General features: G+C 71.6%; 18 protein-coding genes and 2 pseudogenes. 10 read left to right on the plus strand and 10 right to left on the minus strand.

Going from position 1 to position 20116, the window contains the following annotated elements; genetic code table 11:
• Nucleotides 1–276 precede the first annotated feature (276 nt).
• Nucleotides 277–672, minus strand: coding sequence for a PGPGW domain-containing protein (locus TR50_RS39845; protein WP_152648897.1), 396 nt, complete (start codon nt 670–672; stop codon nt 277–279).
• Nucleotides 673–889: 217 nt separating this feature from the next.
• Between TR50_RS39845 and TR50_RS39850 the strand changes: the two genes are divergently transcribed.
• Both TR50_RS39850 and TR50_RS39855 read left to right on the plus strand, forming a co-directional pair.
• Complete coding sequence (locus TR50_RS39850) at nt 890–2797, plus strand: sigma-70 family RNA polymerase sigma factor (protein ID WP_236654792.1); 1908 nt, start codon at nt 890–892, stop codon at nt 2795–2797.
• Nucleotides 2798–2997: 200 nt separating this feature from the next.
• Nucleotides 2998–3540: an Rv1733c family protein gene (locus tag TR50_RS39855; protein ID WP_152648898.1), complete on the plus strand. Its 543-nt coding sequence runs from the start codon at nt 2998–3000 to the stop codon at nt 3538–3540.
• A 1509-nt stretch (nt 3541–5049) separates the two neighbouring features.
• On the opposite strand, the gene TR50_RS39865 is transcribed toward TR50_RS39855, so the two are convergent.
• Both TR50_RS39865 and TR50_RS39870 read right to left on the minus strand, forming a co-directional pair.
• Nucleotides 5050–6237, minus strand: coding sequence for a YVTN family beta-propeller repeat protein (locus TR50_RS39865; RefSeq protein ID WP_084701805.1), 1188 nt, complete (start codon nt 6235–6237; stop codon nt 5050–5052).
• Nucleotides 6238–6586: 349 nt separating this feature from the next.
• The gene (locus TR50_RS39870; protein WP_369405820.1) at nt 6587–8128 is read right to left on the minus strand and encodes a YVTN family beta-propeller repeat protein; all 1542 of its coding nucleotides are present in this window, start codon (nt 8126–8128) and stop codon (nt 6587–6589) included.
• Nucleotides 8129–8565: 437 nt separating this feature from the next.
• Between TR50_RS39870 and cutA the strand changes: the two genes are divergently transcribed.
• Nucleotides 8566–8889, plus strand: coding sequence for a divalent-cation tolerance protein CutA (cutA, locus tag TR50_RS39875; RefSeq protein WP_042434581.1), 324 nt, complete (start codon nt 8566–8568; stop codon nt 8887–8889).
• Here the strand turns inward: cutA and TR50_RS39880 are convergent.
• A complete protein-coding gene (locus TR50_RS39880) occupies nt 8886–10157 on the minus strand; it encodes a helix-turn-helix domain-containing protein (RefSeq protein WP_160311267.1) in 1272 nt (423 codons plus the stop codon). The genes cutA and TR50_RS39880 overlap by 4 nt on opposite strands.
• 131 nt (nt 10158–10288) lie before the next feature.
• On the opposite strand from TR50_RS39880, the gene TR50_RS39885 reads away from it, so the two are divergent.
• The 4 genes and pseudogenes from TR50_RS39885 to TR50_RS49550 all read left to right on the plus strand — a co-directional run.
• Entirely contained in the window at nt 10289–10504 is a 216-nt protein-coding gene (locus TR50_RS39885) for a hypothetical protein (RefSeq protein WP_042434584.1), read from the plus strand.
• Nucleotides 10505–10662: 158 nt separating this feature from the next.
• A complete protein-coding gene (locus TR50_RS39890; RefSeq protein ID WP_152648900.1) occupies nt 10663–11337 on the plus strand; it encodes a hypothetical protein in 675 nt (224 codons plus the stop codon).
• Nucleotides 11338–11658: 321 nt separating this feature from the next.
• A complete protein-coding gene (locus TR50_RS39895; protein WP_052441847.1) occupies nt 11659–12675 on the plus strand; it encodes a hypothetical protein in 1017 nt (338 codons plus the stop codon).
• An 85-nt stretch (nt 12676–12760) separates the two neighbouring features.
• Nucleotides 12761–12948: pseudogene (locus TR50_RS49550) on the plus strand (hypothetical protein); the annotation flags it as partial.
• Between the two features lie 11 nt (nt 12949–12959).
• Here TR50_RS49550 and TR50_RS47370 read toward each other — a convergent pair.
• From TR50_RS47370 to TR50_RS39925, 6 genes and pseudogenes are all read right to left on the minus strand, one after another.
• Nucleotides 12960–13394, minus strand: coding sequence for a hypothetical protein (locus TR50_RS47370; RefSeq protein WP_042434590.1), 435 nt, complete (start codon nt 13392–13394; stop codon nt 12960–12962).
• A gap of 60 nt (nt 13395–13454) precedes the next feature.
• A pseudogene (locus tag TR50_RS39905) lies at nt 13455–13634 on the minus strand (peptidylprolyl isomerase); the annotation flags it as partial.
• 57 nt (nt 13635–13691) lie between these two features.
• Entirely contained in the window at nt 13692–14420 is a 729-nt protein-coding gene (locus TR50_RS39910; RefSeq protein WP_084701809.1) for a hypothetical protein, read from the minus strand.
• A 15-nt stretch (nt 14421–14435) separates the two neighbouring features.
• A complete protein-coding gene (locus tag TR50_RS39915) occupies nt 14436–16604 on the minus strand; it encodes a bifunctional lysylphosphatidylglycerol flippase/synthetase MprF (RefSeq protein ID WP_042434597.1) in 2169 nt (722 codons plus the stop codon).
• 282 nt (nt 16605–16886) lie between these two features.
• Entirely contained in the window at nt 16887–17432 is a 546-nt protein-coding gene (locus TR50_RS43390; RefSeq protein ID WP_084701813.1) for a nuclear transport factor 2 family protein, read from the minus strand.
• 189 nt (nt 17433–17621) lie between these two features.
• A complete protein-coding gene (locus TR50_RS39925; RefSeq protein ID WP_042434601.1) occupies nt 17622–18041 on the minus strand; it encodes a DUF1398 family protein in 420 nt (139 codons plus the stop codon).
• 109 nt (nt 18042–18150) lie between these two features.
• Between TR50_RS39925 and TR50_RS39930 the strand changes: the two genes are divergently transcribed.
• The 3 genes from TR50_RS39930 to TR50_RS39940 all read left to right on the plus strand — a co-directional run bounded on the left by TR50_RS39930 (nt 18151) and on the right by TR50_RS39940 (nt 20023).
• Nucleotides 18151–18630 carry a MarR family winged helix-turn-helix transcriptional regulator gene (locus TR50_RS39930; protein WP_042434603.1) on the plus strand — a complete coding sequence of 160 codons (480 nt, stop codon included), beginning with the start codon at nt 18151–18153 and terminating at the stop codon, nt 18628–18630.
• Nucleotides 18627–19394, plus strand: a complete 768-nt coding sequence (locus TR50_RS39935) for a DNA alkylation repair protein (RefSeq protein ID WP_042434606.1) — start codon at nt 18627–18629, stop codon at nt 19392–19394. The genes TR50_RS39930 and TR50_RS39935 overlap by 4 nt, the downstream gene beginning before the upstream one ends.
• A 272-nt stretch (nt 19395–19666) precedes the next feature.
• The gene (locus tag TR50_RS39940) at nt 19667–20023 is read left to right on the plus strand and encodes a hypothetical protein (protein ID WP_042434609.1); all 357 of its coding nucleotides are present in this window, start codon (nt 19667–19669) and stop codon (nt 20021–20023) included.
• Nucleotides 20024–20116: the final 93 nt, after the last annotated feature.

Here is a 20116-nt window from a genome sequence, read left to right on the forward strand (position 1 = left end):
GGAGTGGCTCGAGGTCCAGGACCCGGCCGTCCTCGCCAAGCTGCGCACCCTGAAGGTCGGGCAGAAGCCGAACGACTGGCGGGAGTACACCAGCGCGCAGGCCGTCTGACGCTCGCAGGCCGTGCCGAGGGGACGCATCGAGCAGGTGAACCCGCGCCTCAACGCCGTCATGCCCTGTCGACCACACCACGGTCCCGCTCCCAGGCTCCTCCGTTCCGGCTCCGGTTCCAGGGACCGAGCAGTACCGGCCAGGAGGGCCGACCGGTCCCGCGGTCGTCAGTCCTCGCGCGAGAGGGCGTCCACGTCCTGCGGCCTCGCCTGCCGCAGGCTGTAGACCAGCAGCCCGAGCACGACCAGTCCGGACAGCACGAGGGAGCCCCCGGCCGCCCAACCGCCGAACGGCAGGCTCGGGACGAGCCCCCACACCAGCCCGGCCCCGATCAGTCCGACGCCGAACGCCGTCGATCCGGCCAGCCTCCAGGGAGAGGAGACGCTGTCGGCAGCCGTCTTCATCGCCCGCCGCCCCACCGGCTCGACGAACCTCTGCAGGCCGGGGAAGACCGTCGCCAGCACGGCGAGTCCGGCGAAGACCAGAAGCATCCCCGGGCCCGGAAGCACCAGCAACGCAGTGCCCACGACGACCAGGATGCCGCCGGCTACAGCAAGTGACACACGACGTAGGAGTCTCACGTCTCCTACAGTCCCACCAGCACGTCCAACCGCTGTGACCTCGGGCCGGGCGAACCCTCCTGAACGGAGCCGGATCAACTCGGATGGATCAACGACACGTGCGTACGACCGCCGGACAAGTTCCGGCGTACTTTTTGTTGTTCACGCGCTCGGGGCCGGTCTCCGAAAGCAGGAGACCGAACCGGCGGAGAGGACGGACGTGGCACGGCACGACGAGCGCATCCAGGCACACGACGAGGCCCTGATCGAGGCGGCGCGCGCAGGAGACCAGCAGGCCGTCGAGCTCCTGCTCGCCCAGTCCCTGCCCCTGGTCTACAACATCGTCGGCCGCGCTCTGGACGGGCACCTGGACGTCGACGACGTCGTCCAGGACTGCCTGCTGCGCATCGTGCGCGGGCTGCCCGCCCTGCACAGTCCCCACGCCTACCGATCATGGATGGTGGCCATCGTCGTGCGACAGATCCGCGACTGGATGCGCGGGCAGCAGCAGATCCGCACCCGGCAGGTGGACATCGACCACGCCGAAACCCTCACCGACCCGGCCTCGGACTTCACCGCGCTGACGATCCTCCAGCTCGGCCTCGCCGACCAGCGCCGCGAACTCGCCGAAGCCACACGCTGGCTGGACCCGGCCGACCGTGACCTCCTGGCCCTGTGGTGGCTGGAGGAGACCGGCGACCTCACCCGCGCCGACCTGGCCGCAGCCCTGGAGGTGTCCTCCCGTCACGCCGCCGTGCGCGTCCAGCGGATGAAGCAGCAGATCACGACCGCGCGCCAGGTGGTCCGCGCCCTGACGGCGTCGCGCTGCCCCGACCTGGCCGACGTCACCACGCACTGGGACACCGTCCCCAGCCCGCTGTGGCGCAAGCGACTGGCCCGGCACATCCGTGACTGCGACCGCTGCGCCGCAGCCGAAGGACGGCTCGTCCCCGCCGAGAACCTCCTCGCAGGTCTGCCCCTCCTGGCACCGCCGCCGAGCCTGCGCCAAGCCGCCGCCCAGGCGTCGGCTCACGCACCGACCCACGGCACGACTCACGGCCCGAACCACGCCGCCTCCGGCCCCCGGCCGATGCCGGGCAGCGGGCGAACGCGCGCAGGAGCGGTCAGCCGCTCCGGCCTCCAGCGCGGTGTGCTCCTTGGTGCCACGGCGGCTGCCGCCGTCGCGGCCCTCCTCGCGGCAATCCTCGTCGCGGACCACCACCCCGCACCGGCCACTCCCGTCGCGGCGGCGACGGACCGCAGCGCCGCCCCGAGCAGTCCCGAGCCGCCGCCCTCCTCGACGGCCCCGGCGCGCAGCGCCAGCTCCAGCTCCAGCCCCCGCCCCAGCCCCCGAGCGGCCGTTCCCGCACCCACCACCCCGACCGCGGCGGCGGACGGGAGGAAGGGCGTCGCCGTGTGGACCTTCTCCGGCGTCGGGCAGGCCCTCACCCAGGTGCACCCTGCCTGGTACTACACCTGGGCCCCGCAGAACCCGGGGCTCACCGGCCAGGACGGCGCCGGCTTCGTCCCGATGATCTGGGGAGCGGACTCGGTCACCCCCGAGGCACTGGCCCAGGCCGGCCAGGCGGGACCGTACCTGCTGGGCTTCAACGAACCGGACATGGGCAGCCAGGCCAACATGACCCCCGAGCAGGCCCTCGCGCTGTGGCCGAAGCTCATGGACACCGCCCCGATCCTCGGCAGCCCGGCCGTCGCCTACGGCGCCGACACCTCGGGCGGCTGGCTGGACCGCTTCATGACCGGCGTCCAGCAGCGCGGCTACCGGGTCGATTTCATCGCCCTGCACTGGTACGGCGGGGACTTCACCACCTCCGACGCCGTCGGGCAGCTGCGCGCCTACCTCGAAGCCGTCCACGCCCGCTACCACAAGCCGATATGGCTCACCGAATTCGCCCTCACCGACTTCTCCCAGGGCGCCGCCCGCTACCCGACCGACGCCCAGCAGGCCGCGTTCCTGACCGCCGCCACCGCCATGCTCGACACGCTTCCCTACGTCCAGCGCTATGCCTGGTTCGGTCTGGGGACCGACCAGACCGGCCCCAGCACCACCTTGTTCCGCGCCGGCGCGCTCACCCCGGAGGGCCGGGCCTTCCTGACCGTCTCCTGAACGCCGCCCGCCCTCGCGGTCCTCTGACCTGCGTGAATGCTTCCTCGGCAGGCGCGGAACCGCTGCCCGTCCGATGATGGAAACGCCGTGTTCCGCGGCCCTTCGCCTGGTGGGTCCGGGCCGCCCGAACCGGTCGTCCCTCACGTCGGAGAAGGGAGGCGGGGGCCACGCCGTCGATCCCGGCCCTGCCGCCGGGGCCCGTGCCTCGCCGGCAGAACCCGCTCAGGCGCCGCAGCGACTCCCTTCGGGACTGGCTGCCGGCGTTGCTCGCCCTGAGCCTGTCCATCGCCGGCGCGCTGTCCATCCTCCTCGGCGTCCACCTCTACCTCGTGCTGCGCGCGTCTGCGGACCGGCAGGCGGAAGGCTTGCACCGAGTGGTCGCGGTCGCGGCCAGCCAGCCCTTCCAGGTCGCTGTCGGCGTCGGAATCGCGACGCTCGACTGGACCGACGCCACCGGGAAGCACGCCGCGCAGACATCGGTCCCGGCCACGACGAGGCCGGGCGACCAGGTGCCGATCCTGGTCGACCAGAACGGCGTTCCCCGGCCCGCACCGCCTCCGGCCGCCCAGAGCACGGGCACGGCCGCCGCGTACGCCTCGGCGGTCTTCGCCGGATCGGTCGTGCTCCTGACCGGCGGACACGCCTGGGCCAGGCACGCCCTGGACCGACGGGCGGCCCGCGCCTGGGAGGAGGAGTGGGCGCTGGTCGAGCCGCGATGGAACCGGCGCAACCCTCGGGGCTGACTCCGGTCCGCCCGGCAGGACACACCGTGCGACGCGCACGAGCCGTCTCCCGGGAAAGCGCCCTGACATCACGACGGCACGACGTCACGGGGCATGCGCGTGGGCCATTCGTGCGAGGTCATATGCCCATTTAGTCCTACTTCTTTTCCCCTGCCGCTGAACGCCCTCCCGGATCGGTACCTCTTGCAGCAGACGGCTTCGGCCTACTGGGCAGGGAGCCTGACAGTGCGTTCGGTCTGGCGTTTTGCGGATGTGAGAGGCCTTCGGATGGACGGACACGGCAGCGGCGGCGCTGCTCGCCTTCGAGCCGACGGACCGGATCCCTCGCGGCGCCCGCGCTGACACGCCCACCGCCCGGAGCCGCTGGTCCCCGTCATCCGTCATCCCCGGCGCACGCGTGCGCCCGCCGGAAGGCCGACGCGGTTCTCCCGGGCATGTTCCCGTTCGCTGCTGCACCGCCCTACTCCGTGCACGGCTGGATCTCCTCGCAGGTCCGCGTGCCGCAACTCAGGAGAGAGACAACGTGACGCTCAAACCACTCGGACCTCTTCCCCGGCGCCGTACGACGCTGGCCGGCGGTACGGCGGCATTGGTCGCTGTGCTCTTCACCGGCATCGAAGTCCCGGCGGCTCAGGCCGCGCAGGGCCCCGACAGCGCGCCTCGCCTCGCCGGGTACCAGTCCCCGGACGGCCGATGGTGCCCCCCCGGCCAGCACTTCGGCCAGTCTCCGTACTGCTGCCGAGGGCCCCACTGCCCGACCGGCCCGACCGGCCCGACCGGCCCGACGGGTGCGACGGGTGCCACGGGAGCGACCGGTGCGACTGGCCCGACGGGGGTCGCCGGGGCGACGGGAGCCGCCGGTCCGACCGGGACCGCCGGGGCGACGGGTGCCACGGGCGCGACCGGTGCCACGGGCGGCGCGGGTGCGACGGGTGACACGGGTGCGACGGGTGCCACAGGGGCGACCGGTGCCACAGGCGGCGCGGGTGCGACGGGTGACACGGGTGCGACCGGTGCCACAGGCGCGACGGGTGCCACGGGCGGCGCGGGTGCGACGGGTGACACAGGGGCCACGGGCGCGACCGGTGCCACAGGCGGGGCTGGCGCGACGGGTGCCACGGGCGCGACCGGCGCTACCGGCCCGGCCAGCACCACCATCGTGCTGGGGACCCCGGTGGTCTCCCCGCCGAACCCTTTCATCTAGGTGTTGTGACCGCGCACGTTCGCCGGGTCGATGGTTCAGGCGGTGGCTGAGGCTGTCTGCGTGAACCGGCCGGCGGACCAGGACGCCGGCGACTGCATCAGTTCGTGCGCCGGGGCAAGCACCAGTCGGGTGCTTGCCCCGGCGCACGGCCATGTTCCCGGCCCGGCGCAGCGGATGACATGCCGCCGCGGTCGGCGGCGCGTCCGCTCCAACGCAGCGGTGCCCGCCGTCCGGTGACGGCGGGCACCGCGGGGGAGCCCCGGCTCCGACGAGCCCTCCGGCCAAAGCCGCCTGCAGAGGGTGGGTCAGGGGGCGCAGACGGCGTAGGGGGTGACGTTGGTGTAGTTGGTGCTCTGGTTGTCGGCGAGGACCTGCCATGTGTTGCCGACGGGGCGGGTGGTGGTCTCGACGGGCGGCACCGCGCCGCCGCTCTGCTGGTACCCGCCACCGGTGACGACGTGGCCGCTGGGGCAACTGGCGGTGGCCACGACCGGAACCCTCGTCGCGGTAGCCCCGAAGGGGCGCGGGCCGACGGGGATGGTGGCGGTGACCGTGTCGGTGGCGGTGTTGATCACCGACACGGTGCCGTCGAACTCGTTGACGGCGTAGACGCGGGTGCCGCCGGGGCTGACCGCCACCCCGATGGGACGGGCGCCGACGGGGATGGTCGCGGTGACGGTGTTGGTGGCGGTGTTGATCACCGACACGCTGCTCGAGTTGAGGTTGGTGACATAGGCGGTGGTGCCGTCCGGGCTGATCGCCACCATCTGCGGGGTCGTGCCGACGGGGATGGTGGCGGTCACGGTGTTCGTGGCTGTGTTGATCACGGAGACGTTGTTGGTGCTCTGGTTGGTCACGTAGGCGGCGCTGCCGTCCGGAGTGAGCGCCACCGCGACCGGCTGGGTGCCCACGGGGACGGTCGCGGTGACCGTGCCGGTGGCTGTGCTGATCACGGACACGTTGTTGGTGACCAGGTTGGCGACGTAGGCCGTGCTCCCGTCCGGACTGATCGCGACCGAGAACGGCCCGGTGCCGGCGCTGATGGTGGCGGTCACGGTGTTGGTGGCCGTGCTGATCACCGACACGTTGGCCGAGTTGGAGTTGGTGACGTAGACACTGGTGCCGTCGGGGCTGACCGCGAGCCCGGCCGGGTTGGTGCCGACGGTGACGGTCGCGGTGACGGTGTCGGTGGCAGTGTTGATCACGGACACGTTGTTCGAGCCGTTGTTGGCGACGTAGGCGCTGGTGCCGTCCGGGGTGACCGCCACCGCGAAGGGGCTGGTGCCGACGGGGATGGTCGCGCTGACGGTGTTGGTGGCCGAGTTGATCACCGACACGTTGTTCGTGGTGAAGTTGGCGACGTAGGCGAAGGTTCCGGACGTCGCAGCCTGGGCCGGAACGGCCGACGTCACCGGCAGCGCGATGCCGCCGAGCGCGAACAGCCCCACCGTCAGGGCGCGCAGCTGCGTTCCCCATCGTGGGGCCCTGCTCATATCCGTGCCGTCCCGGGCCGTCCCGCGAAGCCGTCTGTTCCCGCAACTGATCATCGCCGTACCTCTCGCTCGAACAACCGAAGAAGGGGGGCCGACGCAGGCCCCGGGGGGCGGAACGGTCCGTCTGACGACGGCTCACGCGACCGCCAGGCCGACACCGCCCTCGCGGCCGGGCGTTCTGACGCCTCATCGGCGGCCGCTGCTCGGCCACCGCGCTGACGGGACCTCAGGACCTCAAGACCCATCGCGCGTCAGCATAATCGTATGAGTGCGAACTAGGGCGGTTCGACACTTCTGTGCTCATATGGTCCCGTCCGGCGGCGGTCACTCACCAGGGCTGCCCGGAGAGTCAGGGTGCGCAGACGGCGTAGGGGGTGACGTTGGTGTAGTTGGTGCTCTGGTTGTCGGCGAGGACCTGCCAGCTGTTGCCGACGGGCCGGTCGGTGACCTGGGCGGGTGGGACGGCGCCGCCGCTCTGCTGGTATCCGCCGCCGGTGATCACGTGGCCGGCGGGGCAGGTGGCGGTGGCCACGGCCGGGACCCTGACCGTGGCCGCCCCGCGGGGATTGGCGCCAAAGGCGAGGGTGGTGGTGACGGTGTCGGTGGCCGTGTCGATCACCGAAATGTTGCCCGCGTTGGTGTTGGTGACGTAGGCGCGGGTACCGCCCGGGCTGAACGCCACCGCGAACGGCGAAAGGCCGACGGGGATGGTGTTGGTGACGGTGTTCGTTGCGGTGTTGATCACGGACACGGTGTTCGCGAGGCCGTTGGTGACGTATGCGGTGGTGCCGTCCGGAGTGAACGCCACCCCTTGGGGGACGTTGCCGACGGGGATGGTGGCGGTGACGGTGTCGGTGGCGGTGTTGATCACGGACACGGTGTTCGCGAGGCCGTTGGTGACGTAGGCGGTGGTGCCGTCCGGAGTGAACGCCACCCCTTCGGGGTTGGTGCCGACGGGGATGGTGGCGGTGACGGTGTCGGTGGCCGTGTCGATCACGGACACGTTGTTCGAGCTGGAGTTGGTGACGTAGGCGGTGGTGCCGTCCGGGCTGACCGCCACCGTGTCGGGGCTGGTGCCGACGGGGATGGTGGCGGTGACGGTGTCGGTGGCCGTGTCGATCACGGACACGTTGTTCGAGCCGATGTTGGTGACGTAGGCGGTGGTGCCGTCCGGGGTGACCGCCACCGCGAAGGGGTTGGTGCCGACGGGGATGGTGGCGGTGACGGTGTTCGTCGTGGTGTTGATCACGGACACGGTGTTCGCGAGGGAGTCGGTGACGTAGGCGGTGGTGCCGTCCGGGCTGACCGCCAGCCCTTCGGGGTTGGTGCCGACGGGGATGGTGGCGGTGAGGGTGTTGGTGGCCACGTTGATCACCGACACGGTGTTCGCGCCGGCGTTGGCGATGTAAGCGAAGGTCCCGGGCGTCGCGGCGTGGGCGGGGACGGCCGCCGTCGCCGGCAGGGCCGCTGCGCCCAGCAGGACCAGCCCCGCCGCCAGGGCCCGCCCTCTGACTGCCCACCGCGAAGCCCGACACGTGTCTGAATCCAGCCCCGCCGGGCCGGGCAGCCATCGTCTGCAACTGATCATCGTCGTACCTTTCGCTCGCATGAACCCGGAAGGATGGCGACGCAGGCTCCCTGGGGGTCGGAGCGGCCCTCGCGATGTGATCTGACGCGGTGCCGGTCGCGGCTGCCGCGCCACCGCGCTGACGGGACTTCGAAGAGCCGCATGCCGCCGCCCGTCAGCGTACGAGGCGCAGTATGAAAAGTGACGATCTGACACTTTTGCGTCCGGGTGATCCGAATCGGCGCGCGGACGAGTCCGTGGTCGCCAGGGGCAGGCCGGCAGCAGGCCTGTCGGGGCTCCGACGCGAGAGGGGCCGCTGACCATGGGACGGCAAACGTGCGACGACGCCGCCCAGCCGCCTGAGGGACTCGACTCCCTCAGGCGGCTGGACGGCGGCGATCGGTGACAGTGGGATGATCCCGCCAGGTCGATACGGTGCGCGCCGGGCCGGCTGGAACGCCTGACCGCGGGTCAGGCACCCCCGCGCGTGGACCGGTCGCCGTGTGTGCGTGCAGGCCCTGCCCCGTCCAAAGGGCCCTGCACAGGTCAGCCGAGGAGGCTGGGCAGGAACAGCAGCGCGGCGGCGATGAAGATGAGGGCGATCGGCTGCCCGATGGGAATCGGCATCACGGCTCCTGGTGGCGAGTGAATGGTCCGCGATCAGTCGAGCAGCAGCCGCCCGACGCGGCGACCCGGGCTACTCCGGACGGCCGCCAGACCCGGTGGGTAGCCTCGGATGGTCACCGACCTCGGGAGGATCCATGGCCGAGCACATCACCGTGCTGACCACCACCGACAGCGCCGACCGCGCCTCCGGGCTCGCCCGCGCCGTCGTCGAAGCCCGCGCCGCCGCCTGCGCGCAGATCGAAGGCCCCGTCCGCTCGGTGTACTGGTGGGACGGCGCCCTTCAGGAAGAGCTGGAGTGGCGCGTGCTGTTCAAGCTCCCCGCGACGAAGTACGACGAGCTCGAGACGCTCATCAAACAGCTGCACACCTACGACACCCCGGAGATCATCTCCGCGACGATCGAGCGCGGCAGCGCCGAGTACCTCGCCTGGGTCGACACCGAGACCCGCACACGCTAACCCAGCAGCGCCCGAAGCTCCTCCCGCAGCTGTCCGCCCTCACCCCGGGTGGGCAGCTGCTGCGCCACCACGGCGAGCCGCTGCCTCCCCAACGTCGCCTCCGAACGCATCGTCACCTCGAGCGCGGCGCGGGCGATCTCGCTTCCCCGCTCCACCTCCCCGCGCTGCACGTACGACAGGGCGACATCGCCGAGGATGACGGCCCGCACCTTCGCGTCCCCCGGGCGGAGCGCCCGCAGCGCGGCCTCGGACACCGCCGCGAGGTCCGGGTGGTCAAGGCGCGCGTAGGCGGCCACGGTCATCGAGTCCAGGCGGGCCCGGGAGAAGAACCGCACCCACGGCTGCTCGCTGCCCGGGTCGGCGTAGTCGAAGACCGCCTGCGCCCGCTCCACAGCGCGCAGCGCCCCTTCGCGGTCTCCTATGGCTGCGGACTCCTCCGCCTCGCGGGCGGACACCCAGGCACGGGCCGTGGCGCAACCGGGCTGCCGGACGTGCAGCTGCGCCGCGCGCAGCATGGTCCGGGCCTCGGCGGGATCAGCGACGGCGTAGGAGCCGTAGGCGAGGACCAGGGCGAGGAGCGGCTCGTGGTCGGCTTCGCGGCCGGCGTGCGCGGCGGCGGCATAGTAGTGCTGGGCGGTCGTCATGTCGCCCATGTCGAAGGCGAGCCAGCCGGCCAGCGCGGCCGTCTCCCCGGCGGTGACCAGGAGATCACGGCGGTGAGGTCCGCCGGCGCCGAGGAGCACGGTCAGCTCGTCGAGGTGCTGGGCCAGACCGCGGTACAGCTCCCGGGCGGGCATGCGCTCCTCGGCCGCGAACAACGCGGTGGTGCGCTCGGTCATGGCTGCCGACACCTGGGCGTCGGCCGGGCCGCGGCGCCCCAGAGCGTAGGAGAGTCGGCTCCAGGGCTCGGCTGCGAGCCCGACACCGAGGGCTGCGGCGCCCATGAACTCACGGCGTCTCAACGGGTCCTCCGGATCGGCGTCCACGTTCGGGGCGCCTGCCCTGACTGTAGAAGCGGAGCGGGCGGCGCGTGCAACGGCTGCCGCGCGCAGCAGTTCACCCTCGGGCACGCCGAACGACTGGGCGTAGAGGCGGACCATACGCGGGCGGGGGACACGCCCGCCGCGTTCGTAGCGGGAGACTTCCGACCTGGTGACGCTGTTGAGCGGATCGCCCATCAGTCTGCACAGCTCCTCGGCCTGCTCGGTCTGGGAGCGGCCTGCGCGTTCGCGCAGCCGGCGTAACAGCTCTCCGAACGCCTCCGTCATGACTCCCATACTGGCCCCCGGTTGGCCCCCCGTCACCGTTTGGCCACCTTGTGTGGCCCTCTCGTGCGGTTCCTGCTGCTCGGGAAGCTGATCAGCAGCGAGTGGCCGGATCGAGCGGCAGGGAGTCACAGGTGAGCACCCGTCCAACCGGAGCGGACGAAGGGAGCACAGGGGGCCCGCTGCCGCGCGGCTACTCGACCCCCGAATGCCGCACGGGCGGCGCCCGCTGGCCGGACCTGCACGAGCTGTGCCACGCGCCTGGTTACCAGGACCGCGTGCTCGGCTGGGTCCCGGTCCCGTGCTCCTGCGCCTGCCACGGCAAGGCGGCCGAGGAACCCGCCTCGTGAGCGGGATCGTCAACGACGCCGACTGGCTGGTCTCCACGAGGTGCGCGCGCCATGCGTGAGAGGAGCAAGCGATTGCTGCGAGCCCCCGGTTCACCTTCGCAGGCCCGGGCGGTGACTCGAATCGTTTCTTCCCAGGGGAGTCCCGGTCTGGCACGGTCTTGCACGGCTCGCTCCTCGACGGCGATGCTGTCGCTGTGCCCCCTGCCAAGCCCGAAGAGCGCCCAGGCGACTCCGGTGACCAGATCGACGAGCTCCTGCGCCGGCTCCGCCAGGAGGGCGGTGACAAAGGCACTCCCCGATGGCTCGTGCTGGCGGGGTGGTTCGCCACCGTCCTCGCTCTCGGTTCCTTCTACTTCGGCTTCAGCAACCTGGGCAACATCCAGGACCACCTTCCCTCCTGGCTCGCAGGCGAACAGGTGGACGCCCGCAGAACCTGGGATCGCGAAGCCAGCCAGGCGTGCGCCTCGGACAAGTTGAAGTCCTCGCCCTACCTCAACGATTCCTGGCCCGACGTGGCAGCCGGTGACCGACAGAACCACGCCTGGATCGACCAACTCGTCGGCGCGACGCCGACCATCGCACCCTTGAACGTGTCCGATTCCGACTCGGCCCAGGTCGGGATCGTCAGACTCAGCCTGGACGCGGCCGAAGTCGCTCTCGGCGCCGGCGAGGCCGCAGCGGCGAAGGCCGACGACGGCGCCGACTACGTCGCCCAGGGCGACTACGACCGTGCAGTGATCAACTACGAGACGGCCATGAACCAACTGGAAGCTGCCCCCTGCGCGCCTCTCCCCGCCATGGCACCGTTGCCTCCTCCCGGATCCTCTCACTGAGCCGCTCCCGGCCTGCGCCGTTCGAAGGGGTCGTCGGCGCGAAGCCCGCGCCGAAGGCGGGTCGTCGCTGCATCGCTTCGTACCCCGCCTCCTACCAACTCCAGCGGACGCGTGGCTGAGTCGCCCGCGAAACCCTCGGCATGACCCGCGCGCTGGAGACATGCCCGGTCCGGCCATAGCCTTCAGGCCACGACAGAGAATCCGGCCGCTGCGCACGCCCCTGTCTGGGACGGACTGACCTCAGCCGCCGGGGTCGACCGCCGCGTCGGGCTCTCCTGGCTGTCCGGCCTCGGCTTCAACAACCGTGCAGCGCCTACCGCGGTGCTCCTCAGGCTCCTGGATGTCGGCGAGACGGCCCTGCTGCATCGCGAGGACCTGTCCGTGGGCGTCGTCGATGCCGCAGTCGTGCACCCGAAACGCCAAGTCCGCGCCGACGCAGCGGAGATCTGCCGTCTGTCGCCCAGTCAGTGGGAGCGGCTCATCGCCGCCACCCGTGAGCCGGATCTGCGCGGGCAGCTTGTGGAACTCGCCGAGGAGCGCCTGGAGGCAGGCAGACTGTCCCGCGGCGGCCGAGGCATCGGACGCGCGCCCCACCGCGACGCCGAGCCGCCCACGACCCCCGACGAGATCGCGGCGATGGCTGCTCAGGTTCCCCACATCGACCCGCAGAACTCCACGATGGCCCTGTGGTGGGTCGGCGCCCTGCACACCGACGGCGCGGCCATGCGTCAACTCGCGGGCTCGCCCAAGCTGCTGATCCGACGCAGCGTCGCCAGGGCGCCGCATCTGCCCGCGGACGTGGTGTCGCGCCTCGCCCGCGACCCGGACCGCGTCGTGCGTCTCTTCCTCGCCGAGTCCTGTGACGACGCCCCGGCGGACATGCTCCTCGAGGTGGCCGGGTGGTGGGAGGGGAGCCTGTGGTTCCCGGGTCGGCCGCGCACCCATCCGAACTTCCCGCGCGACGGCCTGCTGCGCTTCGAGGCAGATCCCAACCCGCTCCTGCGCGCCCTCACCCTGGACGACCCGTTCTCCACCGCGGAGCATGCCGAGCGGCTCAGCTCGGATCCCGACCCGATCGTCCGCAGGGCCGCCGCCGCGGACCGCCGACTCGCGTCCGCCGCAGTCGCGAGACTGGCAGCCGATCCTGATCAGGGTGTGCGCTGGCGTGCTTGGATCAACCCTGGACTACGGACGTCAGAGTTGGTGAAGCTCCTGCTCGACCCGCGCAGCGCGGAATCCGCCGTCCGCAATCCCGCCATCCCCGTCGCCGTGATGCACCGGATGATCACACTGGCCATCCCACACATCAAGCCACTGGATCACCTTGCCCGGAGGTAGGACCGTCGCCGGTCCTGCTGCGGCGGCCCGACCACGTCCCGCACGGCGCCTACGGCCGGCTCAGGTCGCGGCCTTCGCCTTCCGCTTGGGCCGCCCTGTCGGTCCGATCATCTATGCTGCCCGGCTGACACTGCAGCAGATCGTGCGCCGGGGCAGTACCAGCTCGGTGCGCTACCGGCGCGCGATGATGCTGCTTGCTGGCCTCGGCGGGCGGGAAACCGGGTCCCGGTGAGCGCCCAGCTGGTGCAGGCCCACGAGGACACCGTCCGGGACGATTTCAGGTCTCAGGTCTGGGGTTCGCTCCGCAGGTCAGCGAAGCCGGTTTCGATGTCGCCGCGGAAGGTGAGGGCTTGTTCGTCGATGCCGAGGGCATCGAGCAGGATGTCGAGGGCCGCGTCGACGTCAGTCTGGGCGCGGCTGACCCAGACGAAGACATCGGGGCAAGGGTTGCCCTCCAGACGGCTGAGCGCAAAGTCGATCTTCTGGATGCGGAACATCGCCGCATCCACCGCGCCCAGGTCCTCCCAACCTCTTTCGATGTCCAACCGCAGTCGCGCGGCGAGAACGTCCAGCGATGGCGACAGGCCGGCAACCAGCCGAAAGGAGCTCGCCGCGTACTCCCACATGCTGGACTGGAACGCCGGATTTCGCTTGCCGCCCTGGTACTCCGGCGCCCGTTCCCAGTCCGACTCCGGTCCAGGAACCTCGACCTCTGCCATGCGTCCTCCCGACCTGCCGCTGAGCTGTGACGCCCCACCTTAGAAGCTCGGCGACTGGCGTCACGGATCGACGACGACCTCGCTGACCGGGCGGTCTCCTGCTTCGACAGCCGTCGTGGCGATGGAGTCCACAACCTTGCGCGAATCCTCGTCGGCGACTTCGCCGAAGATCGTGTGCTTCAAGTTCAGCCAGGTGGTCGGGGCGACGGTGATGACGAACTGGGACCCGTTCGTGCTGGGGTCGCAAGCCGGATCACCCTCCGAGGGATTCAAGAAATCCCCATCAGCCACGGCCGCTCAGTGACTGGACGCGCCACCGATCCAGTCCTTGACCGCGTCCATCCGGGTTCGTCGTTCCGCCGGATAGCGTCTCCGGGCGCGCTCGGCTTTGCTCGAGCCGGGCCGGTAGCGCCAGCGCGCCCAGGGGGACGTCGGCTTGGCCAGCCGCAGGAACGCCACAGCGGCGACCGCGGGAACCAGCAGCCCGATCACGCCCAGGGCCGTCTTGCCCTTGAGGATCGCGCCCACGCAGAGCAGGAGGTTGAACGCCAGCACGGCGGCGAAGGCCGCGTGGTCGGCGCTGGTAGAGCCGGAGTCGGCGAACGGGTTGAACCCGGCGACCAGCAGCAGGCCGACGCCGACCGCCAGGAAGACCGCGTCCAGCGACTTGCGGCCCTCGGTGGACCAGTAGACGTCCTCCAGGTGCAGCCACAGGGCGAACTCGTCCAGCGCGAGCGCCGCGCCGGCGCCGAACAGCGCCGCGAGGATCTGCGCCCCCGGAGTGCCGGGCCGGTAGGCGAACTCGATCGCCCCGGCCACCAGCATCCCGATGATCCCGTAGACCTCGTGGTGCAGGTGCATGCCGGCGACCTCGACGTCGCGGAACGGCCCCCTGCCGCTGCGGATCATCCGGGTGATCAGGCGGGTGCCCAGGAAGGTCAGCACGAACGCGCCGAGCATCCACAGGCCGAGCCCGTGATTGGGCGGCTCGATGATCACGTAGATGCCGACGGCTTGCCAGTCCATAGCGCGCCCGCCGGGTCAGTCCCGCCGGGCGGTCGCTGTGAGCAGGTCCCGCACCGAGGCGTCGGGCAGGTAGCACCTCAGCAGCGCCACACCGATCCTGGGCAGGTCCGCCTCGTCGCGGTACAGCAGGTACATCGGTTCGTAGCGCGGCTGGAACTTGGCCTTGAAGGCGTGCAGCGAACGGAACCCGTAGTACGGCTCCATGGCGCTCCCCAGCCTGTCCAGGATCCGCTGCAGGCCGGTGGGCGCCGTGCCGGCGGGGTTGCGTGCGAGGGGGGCACCGGAGAGCGAGAGGAACGTCGCGCTGTCCTCGCGTAGCGCCAGGCAGCTGGACGCGATCATGAACTCGACGACCGGCCGGAAGCCGTCGTGCCGACGCCGCATCATGTCCAGCGTCCACCCGGAGGGCGGCCGGCCGTCGCGGGCTCCCCGGTCCTCCCGCTCCTCCCGGTCCTCTCCCGCAGCGTCTCCTCCCGTGGCGTCTGCTCCCACCCCGTCTGCTCCCGCGTACACGGGCATCCAGGAGGTCACGCCCTGGAGACGGCCGTCGTCCGTCACGGCCAGGCCGACCCGCATCCGGGGATCAAGCGCCTCCTCGACCCCGCCGAGCGTGAACCCCATCTCGGGCAGCCCGCTGTCCCCGACCCATTCCTCCGAGATCTGCCGGACCTGGGCGAGCAGGGCGCGAGGCTGCTCGGCCAACGACCCCAGCCGGTACTCCACCCCCTCCTTCTTGGCCCGGTTCAGCGCGGTGCGCACGTCCTGCCAGGCCTTGCCGCGGAACTCCAGATCCGGCAGGTCCACGATCGTGTCCTCGGCCACCTGCACCGAGCGCCAGCCGAGTTGCCGCTCGGTGATCTCCGCGGCCGCGGCCGTCGCCGAGAAGAGGCAGGGCACGCGCCCCGCGCGGTCGCACATCTCGGCGAACTCCCGGATCGTGTCCGCCCGGCCGTCCGGCGCGCCCACGGGATCGCCCAGGGCCACCGCCACCCCGGCGTGCTCCCGGTACGCGATATAGCCGTCCCGCGACGCGGCGAAGAAGTAGGCGTTGTCCGGCCACGTCGTCATCCACGACAGGTTTCCGCCGCCCTCGCGCAGCAGCAGGTCGGCCGCCTCCTGCTGCGCGTCCTGCGACGGCTCGGCGCCCTTGTGCGAACCCCGCCACCGGGCCAGGAGGGCACTCGGGCGGCGCGCCTGGAACGCGTCGCGCCCCGCGACCAGAACCAGGAGCTCCGCCGACCACACGACCGCGGTCGGGACGAACACCGCGGCCCCCTGGACCGTGACCTGCTGGTCGAGGATCTTGCCCACGGCGAAGACGACGGCCACCACCAGGCCGAGCAGGGTGTAGAGCGAGGCCACCGCGACCGTCCACCGCCAGGCGACCCGGCTGCCGCGGCGCAGCCCGTCGGCCAGCAGCACGAGCAGCGCCACAAGGATCAGCACCTGCCAACCCGAGCCGCTCAGACCATAGGTCGAGCCCATCGGTCCGCGGCTCGGGGCGACCCAGACCGCCATCGAGATCGCAGCCAGTACGACCAGTCCGGCGACCGCGAGCAGCCGCCACTGTCTACGGCTCAACCGCCCCGAGGCGTCGGCCGCGCCCGGCACCGCCACCCAGCGCGTGAGCGCCAGGCCCCCGGCCACGGCCAGCAGGTGTTCGAGGTCGCTGAGCGTGCCGACGAACAGCACCGACACGCCGACGTAGACCAGCAGGCCCAGGCGCAGCCACTGGCGCCATGGGGAGGCCAGGGTGGCTGAGGCCACCGCGCCCGCACACAGCGCACCCGCCGAGAAGCCGACGTCCACGCTCCGAGCCAGTTCCTGGGCCCAGGCCCAGCCCGTGGTCCGGAGCACCGCCAGCAACGCGGACGTCAGCAGGACCGTCCCGATCTGGCCCGTCACCGTCACCGCGGCGGTCCACCGGGTTCCGAGCCGCCACTCGGCGAACCCTACGAGCAGGACGAAGCCGAGGATGATCGGCAGGTAGTCCAGCGGGGTCGCGCCGAGCGCCGAGCCCGTGACGGGAGTCCACCACCGCCCCGACTGGAGCGACGGCAGGCCGAAGGCGACGTCCGGATACCAGGACCGGTCCTGCAGCGCGGCCCACAGGCCGCCGGTGGCGAGCCCGACGATCAGGATGGTCGAGGCGGCGGCAACGGTGAAGGGGAACCGCTGCGCCACGGCGGCGATCTTCAGCAGTGTCTGGGACCGATCCCGTGGTGGGTCTTGTGGTGGCTCCTGCGTGGGCATTGCTCACCTCCGCGACGGCCCCGGCACGGCAGCGAACTGCTGCCCCACCCGAGATGGCCGCCATCGGCACCTTTGCCCAGGTTAGCGAGTCCGCGGCCGACCGTCCTGGCGTCCCCCCGCGCCGACCGACGACGGCCCGCCGGCCCGGGAGCACAGGGGGTGCGGCCTTCCGACGGGCCGGCCCCCGGGCGCGAGGTCGGGGCTATCGCGGACTCAGCGCCGCCGGCTGTCTCCCGCCTGATCGTCCTGTGACGGCCCGCCGAGGGCCGGGCGGATCAGGCGTACGCCGATGGGATCTCCGGCCCGGGTGAGCACCGTGAGCGGGTAGGTCAGGGCGGAGACGATCAGGGCCCTGGCGGGACTCCTGCGGCGGGCGAGGCGGGTGCCGATCAGGCGCAGCGCCTGGGCCGTCGCCGGGAGTGGCCGGAAGAAGGCGGTGAATTCGGTGATCTTCCCGTCCGGCCCGAAGCGCAGCAGGTCGGTGCCCTCGACGGGTCGGCCGCCGACGCGGGCGGACCAGGCCAGGAAGCCGGTGGTGTCGTCACAGGACTCGTCGGTGTAGCGGAAGTCGTCGAGCACATCGAGCAGGACCTGCACGACAGCCGCGATCTCCTGGCGTCCGGTGAAGACCAGACGCGCCGTCAGCGGCGAGCGCAGGACTGCGTCGGGTGCGAAGGCGTCGACGATCGCCGTGGCGTCGCGCGCTTCCATCGCCGCGCGCAGGGGAAGCGTGGCTGGCTGTGATTGAACTGGAGACATGGGCGCCTCCTGCGCCGGAGAGGCATCTGGGGCGGGCACTGACCTCGTCGCCGTCGACCCGTCGGGGCCACCGTAGGTCCGTCGCCGGGGCTCCGCATCCGCTGCGATCAGGGCGCACGCCCGAGGACCTGGCTTCCCCCTCCTTTCTTCCTTCGGTCCTTCCCTCCCTGCCTGTCGTTGCTTCCGGCCTCACGGGAGGGCGACGGACGGGTAGTCCTCGGTGTAGGACTCGCCGGCGGCGCCGTAGTAGGTGCAGGTGCGGGCGGCGGTGTCGACGTCGTACCAGACGATCCCCGCGTTCCAGCAGCCCTGGACGAACTCGGGGAACGTCGACTCGCCGGCCTGGTCCGCGCGCAGGGCCGCGACCAGGGCCGTCTGGTCGAACGGCGGCGTGGCCGCGAAGCCGGTGACCAGCGGTTCGCCCTGGACCACGACGTTTCCGTGCCTGGTCAGGTAGAGGAAGGCGTTCGCGGGGACGGCCATGCGGCAGTGGGTGACGCCGGCCTGTCGCAGGCTCTCGGCGAGGTAGGGAAAGCCGCCGACCTTCGGGCGGGCGGCCGCGCCGCGCTCCATGGCGGCCTGCAGGTGGCTGATCGCGACGCTGGTCATGGCATCTCCGTGCTCGTTGCGGTGGGAGCGTCGTCTTGGATGCGACGCTTCGGTATGACATCATGGTGCCTGAATGACAACATGTTGTCGAATGGGGAAGGTGTGCGGCATGACGGACGAACTGCCGCTTCTCGTGGCCGACGTCTTCGAGGCCGCGGGCGCACTGCGCCGCGCGGGCGAGACCCTGGCGACAGCGGAGGGACAGACGCAGGCCCGCTGGCAGCTCATGAGCGCCGTCAGCGAGGAACCCCAGTCCGTGGCCCGTGCCGCCCGCCGGCTCGGAGTCGCCCGCCAGGGCGTGCAGCGCATCGCCACCAACCTCGTGGGCGACGGCCTCGCGGCGTTCCAGGACAATCCCGACCATCGCACCTCACCCCTGCTCGCCCTCACCGACGCCGGACGCCAGACCCTGAGCGCCATCACCGCCCGCTCCGCCGCCGCGCACCAGGTCACGGGCGCGGGCATTTCGCTGCAGGACCTGGCGATCACCCGCGCCGTCCTGCAGCGGCTGACCCGGCAGACGGACGACTGGACGCGCGTTGCCAAACCGCAGGCCGTGACCGCGAGCCCGCACGAGGGGAACGCATGACCGCGAACGGGGCCCCATCGCGCACCCCGGCCGACGAACTCCGCGACCAGCTCCGCCACCTGGCCGACCCCCTCAGAGCCGACCAGCAACGCGCCTACCTGCACAGCGACCTGAGCCACCTCGGGGTCCGCGTGCCGGACCTGCGTCGGTGCGTCACTGCGACGCGCCACAGGCTGGGCGCCGTGTCGGCGGCTCAGGTCCTGGCCCTCGCGCAGGAACTGTGGTCCGCAGACGGCTCCGCCCAACCGGTGTACGACCACCGCCGGGCCGTCGTGGAGATCCTGGTCCAATACGCCCCGACACTGGCCGCCGCCCAGCTCGAGCAGGTCGAGGCAGTGCTGCGGCAGTGCAGCACCTGGGCCCTGGTGGATCCGCTGGCCGTGCACTGCGCGGGCGCCGTCCTCCTGCGCGACCCGGCCGCCGGCGCGGCGCTGGACCGATGGATCAACGATCCCGACTTCTGGCTCCGCCGCTCCGCGCTCCTCGCGCTGCTGCCCGCCATCCGCGCCGGCCGCCCGGACATCCCTCGACTCGCGCGCTACTGCGACGCCCTCGTCGACGAACGGGAGTTCTTCCTCCGCAAGGCGCTCGGCTGGGTCCTGCGCGAAACCTCCACCCGCGACCCGCAGTTCGTCACCGACTGGCTGGACCGCCACGGCTCCCGCGTCGCCCCGCTCACCCGCAGGGAAGCCCTGCGCCGCCTGCCGACCGGCGGCCCCGGAACACCGCCCGGCACTGCTGCCGGCACGGCGGCCCACCCGTAGGCCGAGGCGCGCCGCAAGCATCCGGGCGCGACACGCTGCTGCGTCGGATTGCACCCCAGGCGCGTGACGCCCAGTCGGCCCCTCCCGAAACCACCCGCCCCGGGATGCCCCGCCTCCGCGCCGACACCGTCGCGATCCAGCGAAAGCCGTATCCGCCCAGGACAGGGATAGCGGACTCACGGCCTTGACCGTCGCTCAGCTCGCCAAGATCTTCCCCGTGATCGGTCGAACGCCTACGATCGGTTCCTTTCCGATTCGCCCGGAGGGACCACTTGGAGATCTTCCACTTCGACCGTGACGAACGACGGATCACCTGGCACGAGAGTGTCGGCCTGATCGCCACACGCATCGCTGCGGGCGAGGGCCCTGTTCACCTCACCTTCTTGAAGGTTGAGCCCGGCGGAACCATCGGCACCCACCCCGCCGCAACGCCCCAGATGTTCCTGGTCCTTACCGGCGACGGGTGGATCGCCGGTCCCGGTGGCACACGCATCCCGATCACCGCGGGTCAGGGCGTCTGCTGGGACGAGGGCGAAGACCACACGTCCGGCACCGAGCACGGCTTCACCGCGCTCGCCGTCGAAGGCACACCCCTGGCCCTCTTCGCTCCCCAGGCCCCACTCGGCTGACCCTCTCCGATCACCAGGGCCCGGTGCCCTTCGGCTGCCGGGCACCCTCGCTGTCCCGGCTGGCGTTTTCAGTGACAGCGGCCAGCTCAAATT

The organism is Streptacidiphilus anmyonensis (genome assembly GCF_000787855.1).
Lineage (GTDB): Bacteria > Actinomycetota > Actinomycetes > Streptomycetales > Streptomycetaceae > Streptacidiphilus > Streptacidiphilus anmyonensis.

What these genes read in the sequence shown, in the direction of transcription:
- TR50_RS43390 (WP_084701813.1), bottom strand. Translation starts at nt 17,432, where the DNA reads ATGTCTCCAGTTCAATCACAGCCAGCCACGCTTCCCCTGCGCGCGGCG.
- TR50_RS39880 (WP_160311267.1), bottom strand. Translation starts at nt 10,157, where the DNA reads ATGACGGAGGCGTTCGGAGAGCTGTTACGCCGGCTGCGCGAACGCGCA.
- TR50_RS39935 (WP_042434606.1), top strand. Translation starts at nt 18,627, where the DNA reads ATGACCGCGAACGGGGCCCCATCGCGCACCCCGGCCGACGAACTCCGC.
- TR50_RS39925 (WP_042434601.1), bottom strand. Translation starts at nt 18,041, where the DNA reads ATGACCAGCGTCGCGATCAGCCACCTGCAGGCCGCCATGGAGCGCGGC.
- TR50_RS39865 (WP_084701805.1), bottom strand. Translation starts at nt 6,237, where the DNA reads ATGAGCAGGGCCCCACGATGGGGAACGCAGCTGCGCGCCCTGACGGTG.
- TR50_RS47370 (WP_042434590.1), bottom strand. Translation starts at nt 13,394, where the DNA reads ATGGCAGAGGTCGAGGTTCCTGGACCGGAGTCGGACTGGGAACGGGCG.
- TR50_RS39870 (WP_369405820.1), bottom strand. Translation starts at nt 8,128, where the DNA reads ATGGTCAGCGGCCCCTCTCGCGTCGGAGCCCCGACAGGCCTGCTGCCG.
- TR50_RS39910 (WP_084701809.1), bottom strand. Translation starts at nt 14,420, where the DNA reads ATGGACTGGCAAGCCGTCGGCATCTACGTGATCATCGAGCCGCCCAAT.
- TR50_RS39930 (WP_042434603.1), top strand. Translation starts at nt 18,151, where the DNA reads ATGACGGACGAACTGCCGCTTCTCGTGGCCGACGTCTTCGAGGCCGCG.
- cutA (WP_042434581.1), top strand. Translation starts at nt 8,566, where the DNA reads ATGGCCGAGCACATCACCGTGCTGACCACCACCGACAGCGCCGACCGC.